Annotated in this window: 11 protein-coding genes and 1 other annotated feature; of the genes, 1 reads left to right on the plus strand and 10 read right to left on the minus strand. The window is 45.8% G+C overall.

Features of this window, described 5'->3' with window-relative positions; translation table 11 throughout:
* Positions 1-57: 57 nt before the first annotated feature.
* Genes MHB49_RS22355 through MHB49_RS22365 form a run of 3 tightly spaced genes read right to left on the minus strand, consistent with a single transcriptional unit; the run spans position 58 to position 1,912 of the window.
* Entirely contained in the window at positions 58-876 is an 819-nt protein-coding gene (locus MHB49_RS22355; protein WP_405157217.1) for a metallophosphoesterase, read from the minus strand.
* Positions 870-1,322: a hypothetical protein gene (locus tag MHB49_RS22360; RefSeq protein ID WP_247898235.1), complete on the minus strand. Its 453-nt coding sequence runs from the start codon at positions 1,320-1,322 to the stop codon at positions 870-872. The genes MHB49_RS22355 and MHB49_RS22360 overlap by 7 nt, the downstream gene beginning before the upstream one ends.
* Positions 1,319-1,912 (minus strand): type II CAAX endopeptidase family protein, encoded by a 594-nt coding sequence (locus tag MHB49_RS22365; RefSeq protein ID WP_247898236.1) that lies wholly within the window; start codon positions 1,910-1,912, stop codon positions 1,319-1,321. The genes MHB49_RS22360 and MHB49_RS22365 overlap by 4 nt, the downstream gene beginning before the upstream one ends.
* A 347-nt stretch (positions 1,913-2,259) precedes the next feature.
* Positions 2,260-2,491, plus strand: a binding site (T-box leader).
* A gap of 200 nt (positions 2,492-2,691) precedes the next feature.
* On the opposite strand from MHB49_RS22365, the gene serA reads away from it, so the two are divergent.
* A complete protein-coding gene (serA, locus tag MHB49_RS22370) occupies positions 2,692-4,287 on the plus strand; it encodes a phosphoglycerate dehydrogenase (protein ID WP_405153047.1) in 1,596 nt (531 codons plus the stop codon).
* A 100-nt stretch (positions 4,288-4,387) separates the two neighbouring features.
* Here the strand turns inward: serA and MHB49_RS22375 are convergent, their stop codons facing one another.
* From MHB49_RS22375 to MHB49_RS22405, 7 genes are all read right to left on the minus strand, one after another.
* The gene (locus MHB49_RS22375) at positions 4,388-5,914 is read right to left on the minus strand and encodes a BclA C-terminal domain-containing protein (protein ID WP_405157218.1); all 1,527 of its coding nucleotides are present in this window, start codon (positions 5,912-5,914) and stop codon (positions 4,388-4,390) included.
* Between the two features lie 99 nt (positions 5,915-6,013).
* Entirely contained in the window at positions 6,014-6,412 is a 399-nt protein-coding gene (locus tag MHB49_RS22380) for a hypothetical protein (protein ID WP_405153048.1), read from the minus strand.
* 7 nt (positions 6,413-6,419) lie between these two features.
* On the minus strand, positions 6,420-7,058 hold the full coding sequence (locus MHB49_RS22385; protein WP_405153049.1) for a collagen-like repeat preface domain-containing protein: 639 nt from the start codon (positions 7,056-7,058) through the stop codon (positions 6,420-6,422).
* A gap of 195 nt (positions 7,059-7,253) precedes the next feature.
* Positions 7,254-8,651, minus strand: a complete 1,398-nt coding sequence (locus MHB49_RS22390; RefSeq protein ID WP_405153050.1) for an ATP-binding protein — start codon at positions 8,649-8,651, stop codon at positions 7,254-7,256.
* A gap of 55 nt (positions 8,652-8,706) precedes the next feature.
* Positions 8,707-9,423, minus strand: a complete 717-nt coding sequence (locus MHB49_RS22395) for a response regulator transcription factor (RefSeq protein WP_017687664.1) — start codon at positions 9,421-9,423, stop codon at positions 8,707-8,709.
* A gap of 143 nt (positions 9,424-9,566) precedes the next feature.
* Positions 9,567-10,829: a cytochrome c biogenesis protein CcsA gene (ccsA, locus tag MHB49_RS22400; protein ID WP_405153051.1), complete on the minus strand. Its 1,263-nt coding sequence runs from the start codon at positions 10,827-10,829 to the stop codon at positions 9,567-9,569.
* A complete protein-coding gene (locus tag MHB49_RS22405) occupies positions 10,826-12,499 on the minus strand; it encodes a cytochrome c biogenesis protein ResB (RefSeq protein ID WP_247898239.1) in 1,674 nt (557 codons plus the stop codon). Before MHB49_RS22405 ends, ccsA begins: the two co-directional genes overlap by 4 nt.

Below are 12,499 nucleotides of genomic sequence, written 5' to 3' on the forward strand. Positions count from 1 at the left end.
AATTAAATTGAAATAAAGACATAAATGAAATATCAAAAAGCCTTGGTCCTTAAGGGATCAAGGCTTTTCAGATGAGAGCACTCTTAATGTAATAAGATGCATTTCTGCGGGACAACATAGTCTGAGCGGCAAATGATTCGTTCCATAGCCTTTGCTAACCAGCATTTTCCCTTCTTGCTCGGTATCATTGCCGTCCTTTTTCAGAGAGAACCACCCGCTAGACACAGTTCTATACGCCTTATTAAGAAAGACTGGACCGAATCCCGGAAATACCAATTGCCCCCCGTGAGTATGACCACTCAATATCAGATCAACAGGTGCATTTAAATGAAGAGCCTCTAAGGGATCGTGGACAATGGCAATCTTGCAATCTTTTGTATCCAATTCTGCAAGCAGCGAATCCCCTCGCCGTGAACGATAATCAACTCCGACCAGGCAAAGTTTGCTTTTGCCTTTCCGAAGGTAAGCGATAGAATCCTTCAAAAGTTGAACGCCAGTATCTCGAAATATACTTTCGAGATGCACAGTCCCTGCTCTTTTATCATGGTTCCCATACACCGCAAAAGCAGGTGCAATATAAGATAACAAGCTCATATTATGTCTGACGATGGGCCATGAAATTCCTTTTTCCGCCACATCTCCCCCAATGATAACCCAATCCACCCGACTTCGAAGATGTTCCAGATCATTCTTTTTCAGCTTGCGTTTATGGATATCAGATAAATACAGGATTTTGCTACCATCAAAAGATGAGGGCAAATTAGGCACATCAACCTCTTCCGAAACAATATGATGAACATGCGCCTCACGCCACATATGAATCAGCAAGGCAATCCCAGCCAATATAACAGCAACGAACCAAGCTAGTATTACCATGGCCAAGGAAGGAAAGTATTCAAAGGAGGTGCTCCTTTTATTCCCCACCAAACCAGACTCATCGTGAGCAAAACAAATATAAAAATAAGTGAATTAACAAATCGTTTACTTAGCCGTAAACGACGAGAAGGATGAAGCTCCGTCCGTGTAGGAAGTGTGCCCGCTTCGGAAACGGATTCTTCTGATGGTTTTTGCGTTTTATTCACACGCGCTGGCGCCCGCCGGGGAAGTACTGGACTTTCCAGCGATGAAGTATAAGACTTGCGTTGTGATCTAGGTATGGAGACTGAGGTAATTGGTGTGAGTCCTCCAACCTCTGAAGCAGCAGCTGATTCAACAACCAGATTTACTTGAGAAGCTTCTGGACGCTCAGATGTCTCTTTTTTATCCGAGTGGCGATGGCGCTGACTGCCGTAAGTCTTCATTCTACTTAATTGCTGATTCATGATCCCCTCCGAAAACGTATCGCTAATCCAGACACCAAATCAATAATAAAGTGACATAATATAGGCGCCCATAATGTGCCGGATTGCATATAAATCCAACCCAATCCATAACTCGAAACAAATACCCAGCCAGTTGGAATCCAGTGCCGCAAATAGCGTACATGGATGACCGCAAATAAAATACTTGTCCAGTAGGGACCTAACACATACTGTATTGCTCCACGAAATAACAATTCTTCACAAACAGCAACGATAGCTGCTATGCATACAATATGCCAGATTGGACGCTTGCGAAACAGCATCTCGTTAATTCCCCCGTCGTCCATGCTTTCCTGAGGAATAACATAAGAAAGAACCAGGTCCATCACAAGCATAATGCCAGCAAGTCCAAGCCCCCACCAGATGAAATGGTAACTGTCAGGCCACGCAAGCACATCAAAAAGATTTCTCTTCTGCAATAAAATCCATACAACCCCAATGATCAAAGTTAACCCTTGTGTAAAGTATAGATTGATCAGAAGCAAACGCTCGGTAAGTTGCTGTGGCTCAGCCTTCTGAAGCTTGAACTTGGGAAACTTTAATTTTTTCATCGCCTGTGTCTGTCCTCTTGACTTATATTTGATGGATAACAAATTCGTTGTCCAATCGGATAGTATACTAAATGATAGCCAAAAAACCAAATAGGTTCAAGGCCTGCCCCAAGTCCCGGTTTTTTTGTTGAAGCGATACCAAATGGATTAGTTCATTAATGCATTAAAATCGGGTTCGCAAAACAGCTTATTATCGAGCTATCTTTCCCTAAGAATCATGCTGTTTCTTAACATCTGTGCGTTTTATCTTTCATTGAAGAAGCTGACATTAGTAAATCGAATTAAAACATTTAAGCCTATTGACATGCTCATGTCAGCCATGATACATTATGAAAAAATTAGTCACGTTAAACACGATGATGGAAAAAAGACGTTGCTTTGTCTTACAGAGAGCCGATGGGATGGTGTGAATCGGTGGCGGGCAAATGATCTTGAGCGTTCCTGAGTTATTGCATTGAAATTGGAGTAGGTGCAATCGGTTTAGACCCGTTATCCTCTTCGGTCTTCATTGACCGCTAAGACTGTCGTTGTGAAACGGCGGTGAATTAGGGTGGTACCACGACAACTCTCGTCCCTTATTGCGCAAGCAGTATGTGGATTGAGAGTTTTTTGATTTATTTTAAGAGTACAGAAGTGGTAATCGCCCTATTTGTTACACCCTCCTCCTCTGCTGCGACACCGCGTTGTTGGGAGGAAGAGTTGCAATGGTTTTAAGGAATACCTCTCTATAGAGGTCAGACCTTGACGATATAGATACACATACTAAGGAGGAAGAAACCATGTACAAAGTGTTAGTGTCGGACCCTATTAGTGATCTGGGTATCCAGCAATTGGTGGATGCAAATGATGTTGTTGTTGAGAAGAAAACAGGTCTTAGCGAAGATGAGCTTGTTGCAATTATCGGCAATTATGATGCCCTTCTGGTTCGAAGCCAGACTCGTGTTACTGATCGTATTATGACTGCGGGTACAAACCTTAAAGTCATCGGACGTGCTGGTGTAGGTGTAGATAACATTGATCTGGAAGCCGCGACACAACGTGGTATCATTGTAATTAATGCCCCTGACGGTAACACCATTACGACATGTGAGCATACATTTGCCATGATGATGGCACTTGCGCGACATATTCCTCAAGCTTATGCCAAAACGATTCAAGGTACTTGGGATCGTAAAACCTTCCTTGGTGTGGAGTTAAGAAATAAAACACTGGGCGTACTCGGTATGGGACGGATTGGTAGCGAAGTTGCCAAACGTGCAAAAGCGTTCGGTATGGACATCCTTGCTTATGACCCGTTCCTCACACAAGATCGTGCAGAGAAACTTCAAGTTAAGCTCGCTAGCGTGGATGATATCATTCGCAACGCCGATTTCATGACAGTCCACACACCATTAACACCCGAGACACGTCATATGATCTCCCGCCCACAATTCGAAGTAATGAAAAAAGGCATGCGTATTATCAACTGTGCCCGCGGCGGAGTAGTTGACGAATTGGCACTTGTAGAAGCCATTGATGAAGGTATCGTGGCTGGGGCAGCGTTTGACGTATTCGAGAGCGAGCCACCAGCTGCTGATCATCCGTTCCTGAATCATCCTAGCATTATTGTAACGCCTCACCTTGGTGCATCTACAGTTGAAGCACAAGAAAATGTAGCAATCGACGTATCCGAGCAAGTTCTGCATATTTTGCGCAATGAACCGTTCAAAAACGCAGTTAATATGCCTGCAGTAGCCCCAACTGTAATGAACAAACTGCAGCCGTACTTTAAATTGGGCGAGACACTGGGTAGCTTTGCAGCTCAGATCACTCAAAATGCGGTTCAGGAAATTCGGATCGACTACGCTGGAGATCTGTCGGAAGTGGATACTTCTCCTTTGACTCGTTATATTGTAAAGGGTATTCTGGCAAGACATTTAGGCGGCGAAGCCAACATTGTCAACTCCATGCATTTGGCTAAAGTGCGGGATCTCAACGTAGTGGTTAGCCAAACATCGACTACTAAAGGATTTACCAATCTGATCACGGTCACACTTGTAACAAACCAAGATGGAGAAGAACGTCGTGTTGCAGGTACACTGCTTGCCGGTTACGGAGAGCGGATCGTGCGTCTGGACAAATTCCCAGTGGATATTGCTCCGGAAAGTCATCAAATTCTGATCTCGCATAATGATAAACCGGGTATCATCGGACGCGTGGGGACTTTACTCGGAGAGAACGAAGTTAACATCGCCTCCATGCAAGTTGGACGTAAAATCATTGGCGGGGCAGCGATCATGATTCTGACTGTTGACAAAGAAGTTCCAAAAGATGTGCTTGTGCAACTCGCAGCACTTCAGGAAATAAATACAGCCGTTGAAATTGTATTGAATTAAACTGGACTTTTCACTTATAAGACAACAGAGGCGAACCTTTACCGGGTTCGTCTCTTTTTTATAAACTTAAAATTCCTTTTAAGAGCGTAATTTGGATTTATTAACTTAATTGAATGATGTTAATTGTAGCTCCTGGAGGAGATAGAACAGCAGTAGCAACTAACCCAAATAATTGGAACTGGATTGTAGATCCAGCAGTAACCGTTACAATAAAATCAGATTGCAACTGACTGAGAGAGAGCACTTGTGATACAACACTTGCTGGAATTGCTGTCCCGTTAAGCAAGATACGGGATTGGAGGGCAAGTGCGGCTGTCAGATTAATTTTATATGAGATATAGTAGCGTCCTGCATTGGCCAGAGTGAAGGTGTCATTCCCACCATTAATGGTTATGCCAGTGCCAATATTTTGGTTATTCGGCAATGGAATCAGTGTTCCACCCAAAATTACTAGAATGGTCCCACTTGTGTTCTCACCGTAAGCCGAGTTAGATGTTACTGAGGTTCCTGTTGCACCCGTTGCTCCTGTACCTCCGGTGGCTCCTGTTGCGCCTGTTACACCGACTCCTGTAGCTCCTGTTATGCCGGTAGCTCCGGTTGAACCTGTTACGCCGACTCCTGTTTCTCCTGTTATCCCGGTAGCCCCTGTTGATCCTGTTACACCGACCCCTGTCGCTCCTATTATGCCGGTGGTTCCGGTGGAACCCGTTACACCAATTCCTGTAGCTCCTGTTATCCCGGTGGCTCCGGTTGAACCTGTTACGCCAACTCCTGTTTCTCCTGTTGTCCCGGCGGCTCCGGTTGCGCCGGTTAAACCAATTCCTGTCGCTCCCGTTATCCCAGTGGTTCCGGTTGCGCCTGTTACACCGACTCCTGTTGCACCTGTTATCCCAGTAGCCCCTGTTGAGCCTGTTACGCCGACTCCTGTTTCTCCTGTTGTCCCGGTGGCTCCGGTTGCGCCAGTCACACCAACTCCTGTTGCTCCTGTTATTCCGGTAGCCCCTGTTGAGCCTGTTACGCCGACTCCTGTTATGCCCGTTATACCAACTCCTTTTGCTCCTGTCGCACCGATAGCTCCCGCGCCAGCCAGTAATGTGTAATCCGGCGACGTACCTGGGGTTCCTGTTGGCGACGCGACATTCGCAATATACGTGCTGCCATCAAACGTTACCACTTGACCCGCTTGGTAGGTTGGCGCTACTGCCGGGTCAAATGGAACGACACCATTCAGGCCTGCGCCTGTTGCTCCTGTTACACCGGTATCCCCTGTTGAGCCCGTTATACCGATTCCGGTTGCACCTGTCGCACCAGTAACTCCCGCGCCAGCCAGTAATGTATAATCCGGCGACGTACCTGGGGTTCCTGTTGGCGACGCGACATTCGCAATATACGTACTGCCATCGAACGTTACCACTTGGCCCGCTGGATACGTTGGCGCTACTGCCGGGTCAAATGGAACGACACCATTCAGGCCTACGCCTGTTGCTCCTGTTACCCCCGTATTTCCTGCTGCGCCAGTCACACCAACTCCGGTTACACCTGTCGCACCAGTAACTCCCGCGCCAGCTAGTAACGTATAATCCGGCGACGTATCTGGGATTCCTGTTGGCGACGCGACATTCGCAATATACGTACTGCCATCGAACGTTACCACTTGGCCCGCGGGATACGTTGGTGCTACTGCCGGGTTGAATGGGACAATGCCCGTCAAGCCGACACCTGTTGCTCACGTTACACCGGTATCCCCTGTTGAGCCAGTGGCTCCGGTCGATCCTGTTATGCCGACTCCTGTTGCACCGGTAGCCCCAGCTGCTGTTAGCAAAGTATAATCCGGTGAGCTTCCCGGTATTCCTGTTGGCGATGCCACATTAATAATATAGGTACTACCGCCAAATGTTACAATTTGTCCTGCCTGATAACCTGGTGCGAGAGCCGGATCGAATGGAACAGAACCCGTTAAACCTGCCCCTGTTGCTCCAGTTGTCCCTCCTGATAAAAACAAGGTATAGTCAGGAGAACTATCTGGTATACCTGCAGGTCCATTCACATTCACAGCATAAAGACTGCCAATATATGAAACCACTTGACCTTGTACATAGCCAGGTGCCTGATTCGGATCAAACACTGAAATATCATATAGCCCTACTCCAGGCAACCCCTTTGGACCTGGTACGCCTTGGGGGCCTACAGATCCCTACAGGACCAGCAGGCCCTGCTGCTCCTTCTGGCCCGGCAGGACCGGGCACTCCGGGTACGCCAGGAACCCCTGGAACCCCCGGAGGACCTGGAGGGCCAGGGGTTCCTGATGTACCAAATGAACTGGTAGCACGACTCAATGATACGGATATAGATCGAATCAATCCGACCAGTTTGTCTTTTTCGACATTTGGAACTTCCAGAAGCAAACTCACACTTAATAAATCATCCAGCAAATTTTGTAAATTTCCAGCCAGATTAATAACGGGTACAGGGAAAACTTCAGAACCTGCGATGGTTAGTTCCAGAACGGATTGCAACTCCGCTTTTACCCCAGCTCGGAAACCAGAGGCAGTAATAAAATGCAGTAGGCTTCGCAAACTGTTTTGTAACGCGAGAATATTAGTCGCATTAGGTTGACTGATAGCTGCAGGAATAGTCACTGCCAATGAGGTCAAACTGGATTCAAACTGCTCTACTTCACTCGATGTTATTGGAATAAACGGTGACCCCGTTCGAAATGATCTACCTTCCAAAAAAGCTTTAATATTCACCCTTTTTCTTTCATCAGACATGCCTAATCCACTCATCCTTTAGCTTCTTTCGTTCTTCAAGCTTATGTTTCAAAAGAGGTGAACTTATCTTGGACACATTTTTGATTCAAAAAAAGTGAACATACTGTTCCACGTTGAACAAGATTAAACGGTATTGTTCAACAAAAAAGCACCCTCAGCATGAGGATGCTTTCGCACTTTTTGTATGAAATCGGGCTATTTCGAAGAATCCACAGGAAATTGTAAAATAAACTCTGTACCTTCGCCAATTACACTATTAACGTTAATGGTCCCATGATGCGCATCTACTATATTTTTTACAATTGCAAGCCCCAGTCCTGTACCCACACTTTCACCTCGAACACGAGCCTTATCCGCTTTATAGAATCGTTCAAAAATGAAAGGTAAATCTGAGGATGGAATGCCTACACCCTCATCTTTTACTATTACCCTGGCTGAAGGTGTCCTTATATCTGTTAACAACTCTGCCGATATGACAACACTTTTGCCCGATGGAGTATGCCGAAACGCATTATCCAGCAAATTTGTAAATACCTGTTCAAGTCGATCCTCATCGGCCTGATGAAGTTCAATCGAAGACCGTCTGCACTCAAATTGAAGATGGATATCCTGTTCTTTAGAGCGTACAGTGAACTTTCTGTATATCCGTTCCAGCAATTCGACCAGGTCTACTTCCTTCACGGCCATATCCGTATGCCCCGCTTCCATTCGGGCAAGATCAAGCAAATCTTTAACCAATCTGCCCATACGCAAAGACTCATCATGAATCACTTGAATTAACTCTTCACTTTCCTCTGGAGAAGCCGCCATTCCATCCAAAAGAGCTTCACTATAACCTTGCATCATGGAGAGCGGAGTACGTATTTCGTGGGATACGTTTGCTACAAAATCACGACGCATTTTCTCCAGTCGCACTTCTTCCGTTACGTCACGAAGGACAGCAACTGCACCCCGTACGACACTATCCGCATATAAAGGCGCCATTTGAACAGACCAGACTCCCTGCTGCACATGCACGTTAGAGTTCTGGTCGCCACCTTGCTCCATCACCATTTTATACAAAGGAACGAGTGGTTCCGGCACCTCTCGTGAAGAACTCACAGCATTCTCCGAATCCTGTCTCTCACCCATCTGTGCCCAGTCCAAATCACACCAAGCTTGCATGATTTTCTCGCCAGGTGGGTTCGTCAAAATCACTTTCCCCTCACCGTCGAATGTAACTACCGCATCGGTCATGCTTCGGAGCACACTCGCCAGATGTTCTTTCTCGTGGTTAAGGTTGCGAATGTTATCTTCCAGTTGTGCAGCCATATGGTTAAATGTATTGCCTAATTCTCCAATCTCATCGCTCGTCACAAGGGAGAGACGTGTACCGTAATTTCCTTTCCGAATCGCATTAGCTGCCTGAATTAGCTGCTGCATCGGCTGTGTAATTTTTGTAAAAAGAAACAGAGCAAAAAAGGTCGTCAAGCTGAATCCGATAATACAAACATACGTGAACAAACGTTTGATATCTCTCGATTCAGACTCCGCAAAATTCGTATCGATATACGGCAGCAAAAAAAGACCCAATGCTATGAGTACACAACCCACAAGGCAAATAATCGTAATCCATAATTTCCCGACCAGCGATCTCCAGAAACTAAAACTACTTCGGTACTTCCAGTTTATAACCCACACCCCACACCGTCGTAATCATCGCCGCTGATTCTGGCGAAACCTTGTTTAACTTCTCGCGAAGACGCTTCACATGCGTATCCACGGTACGAAGATCACCAAAGAATTCATAGTTCCATACATCCTTCAGCAGCTCTTCTCTGGAGAAAACTTTATCTGGAGATGTCGCAAGATAATGCAGCAGTTCATATTCTTTCGGTGTTAGACTGATCTCTTCCCCACCTGCGGTTACGCGATGAGCATCATGTTCGATAACCAAATGGGGAAACACAATATTGTTGCTTGAATTACTCTCCTTGGACAGATACGCTGTCGCAGAAGATCGACGCAGAATCGCCTTCACCCGGTAAATCACTTCACGTGGACTGAACGGTTTAACGACATAATCATCTGCTCCAACTTCAAAGCCCTGAACGCGGTTTATTTCTTCGCCTTTTGCAGTAAGCATTAAAACCGGGGTTGATTTCACCTGACGCAAACGGGTACATACTTCAACACCGTCCATTCCCGGCAACATCACATCAAGCAAAATCAGACCATAGTCGCCTGCAGTTGCTTTCCGCAGTGCAGTTTCCCCATCCTCTGCTTCATCGATTTCATAACCTTCTTTTTCGAGATACATTTTCAAAAGCCGTCGGATTCTTTCCTCGTCGTCCACGACTAATATGCGGTTCTCATGTTCAGCCATTCCACTCCAGCCCCTTTGCAATAACTCCTCATCACTTCTATTATGTTCGATCTGGCGAACAATATTTGAATGCCCCATTGGACGTAGGGGCTTACGTATATGTTTCATGGATTTCTCTCGAGAACTTCACGAAACTACCTATCCTAGTCTGCCCCTGCATAAGAATGCAACCCGGCGATGATCAAATTCACACCAACGAGTGTAAACATCACGACCAAAAATCCAAGTACTGCTAGCCAGGCAGACTTGCGGCCCTGCCAGCCTCTGGACAAACGCAAATGCAGGTACACACTATAATATAACCATGTTATCAGTGCCCACACCTCTTTAGGGTCCCATCCCCAGAAGCGGCTCCATGCAATCTGGGCCCAGATCATAGCGAAAATTAATGCTCCCAATGTAAATATAGGGAATCCGATAGCAATGGCGCGGTAACTAATCTCATCAAGATCATCGGCATCAATGCCATCCAGCATTGGCTGCATTGCTTGTCCAAGCGGTCTTCTTACAATTAGACGAATAAGTCCATATAAGATCAGCCCTACAATCAAAGACCAGACTACCGTATTCAGTTTACGTCCAGCATTAACTCCGTTCATCCAGGAAGGTGTCTCAAGCAAAGGTTCCTTCATGCCAAGAAACGGTTTCATGCTCTCCACTTCGCTCTGATAAGGTGCAAAAATAGGAGGCATGCGATAAATCACTTTCTCTATTGTACTATTTTCCTGTACCTCTGTGTCAATGCTAGTGGTCTTTTGAACAAAAACCGCCTCATACCCGGATGCGCGGAATGCAAATACCGACCCGATAAATCCCACGACGACCACAATCGTAATCATTGTGAATTCGATCCATCCACGCTGGCGCCTGGATGATTTGTCCTTGCCACTAAAGTCGACTGTACGTAACAAGTACATGAATCCCGCCGCAAACCCTACGGCGAAGAAAGCCTCTCCAAGCGCGGCCAACGTCACGTGGATCTTGAGCCATATGGATTGCAAAGCAGGAATCAGCGGCTGTACTTCCTGTGGAAATACGGCTGCATACGCCATAATAATGATGGTCAGTGGCAATGCAAATAGTCCTAGCAACGACTTGCGATAAATGGCGTAGACTACAATAAAAGCGACCATAATCATCATCGATAGAAAACTCATAAACTCATACATATTACTTACTGGAATATGGCCTGCTCCAGCCCAGCGTGTGCCAAAAAAGATAAGATGTGCAGCCAGAGCAACCGTTGAAGCGATAAAAGCCCGCTTTCCCCAACGTTCTACATGAGCCTGTGAATCACGATTACTCCATTTTTTGCCCATAACGGCAACGCCATATAATATAAATGCAGCACAATATAGAAAAAAAGATACGATAAATGCGTCGCTGCTGAAATCCAATAAACTCATGTTTGGTTCCCCCCGTTATCCAACGACTTCTCATCCACTTCCACATTCATATGTTTTAACACGGCTGCAACCTCACGCCTGAAGCCAAACCAGTTTTTGTTCGTATGGCCGCCTAGGGTGAGCTGTCTATCATCAATCCGAATCCAAATACGTCGATGGTGCCAGTAAAAGCCCATAACCAGACCCAACATGACAATTCCTGCTCCGACCCACACAAAAGGCATGGCCTTATCAATACGAATATTGAGGTAACTCACGGATTGAATGATGTCAACTTTATCCATGCTGTCAACCTCTAGCTGCAACGGTATTTCTCCTCCATTCAGCTGTTTGTTAATTGCGTCCTGCTGAAAACGCTGTTTATCTATCTGCTTTGCAAAATACAAGTACTGCATTCCCTCTTCGGGCAAATCGGGCCCCTTGATGTTAAATAGAAAGGCAGGTGCATTAGGTGAAGGGGATTTTGATTTGGGCTCTCCATTTTCATCCAGCCCAAAATCCATGTATTTTTCTTTTACAGTCAGATTATAGGGTCCAGCTTCAAACGTTCGCTGCGTATCCACCATAGCAATTTGAATTGCTCCGTACTTCTCACCTGTCTGGGCATTAACCAAATCAGGCGTTACCGAACGAATCGTCGGCGTCAGATCATAATCAAACTGATATGCTTTTAATCCCTTGTAATTCAGTGGATGGTTCACTCGAACATCATGCCGATCCACCTCTGTCAATTGAGGCTTTTTCGAAGGATCCGAGCAATCTGCCGTACATTCGTACAACACCACTTTGGTTTCAAACAGTTTTGGAACGGTTTTGTTCAAATTACGGAATTGCTCCGGAACCTCATCTTCACTGTAGAATTCAACATTAAACTGTTCATTCTTCAAATACATGGAGGTATTCGGTATTTTCTTGATTTCCCCTTCGGGAAAAGCAACATGCTCATCCAGATTCAGCCCGGGAAGTCCTCGGGCAAGTACTGCCAGCAGAAAGATAATCAAACCGATATGGATGACATAAGGCCCCCAGCGACTGAATCGCTGTTTCTCAGCCAGCAATGCACTACCCTCGGTATGCACACGATAACCTTTCTTTTTAAGCGGCGTAACCGCTTTCTTAATCCAGTCTTCTGATGCCTCATCTATGGAGCCTTGGTACACCAGTCGCTGGCGTGTAAGAAACTGCATGTGTTTGCGTATTTTCTGTTTATTCAGCGCTTTGTACAGTGGAAGTACCCGGTCAAGACTGCATATGACCAAGGAAGCACCAATTAGCACTAACAGCAAAATAAACCACCAGGATTCGTATGTATGTGACAGACCCAGCAGATAATAGATATGACCCAACTGACCGTATGTGTCCTTGTAATATACGGATGGATCAATATTCAGAAATGTACTTTCTTGTGGATAGATCGTTCCCAGCATGGAACCTACAAGCGTAAACACAATCATATAAACAGCAATTTTGACCGATGAGAAAAAATTCCAGATACGATCAATTATTTTGGGATTTGTACGTTGCGAACGACGAGCCATGCCATCATAACGCATTTCCAATACTTCACCCGATTTGACCTCAGCCTCCTGCAGCGGCTTGCCGCATGCTTCACACAGCACAGTGCCCACCGGATTTTGGTGTCCACACTCACACTTCGTATTTTGGAACAC

Origin of the sequence: Paenibacillus sp. FSL K6-0108, assembly GCF_045040695.1 — a bacterium.
Taxonomy (GTDB): Bacteria; Bacillota; Bacilli; order Paenibacillales; family Paenibacillaceae; genus Paenibacillus; species Paenibacillus pabuli_B.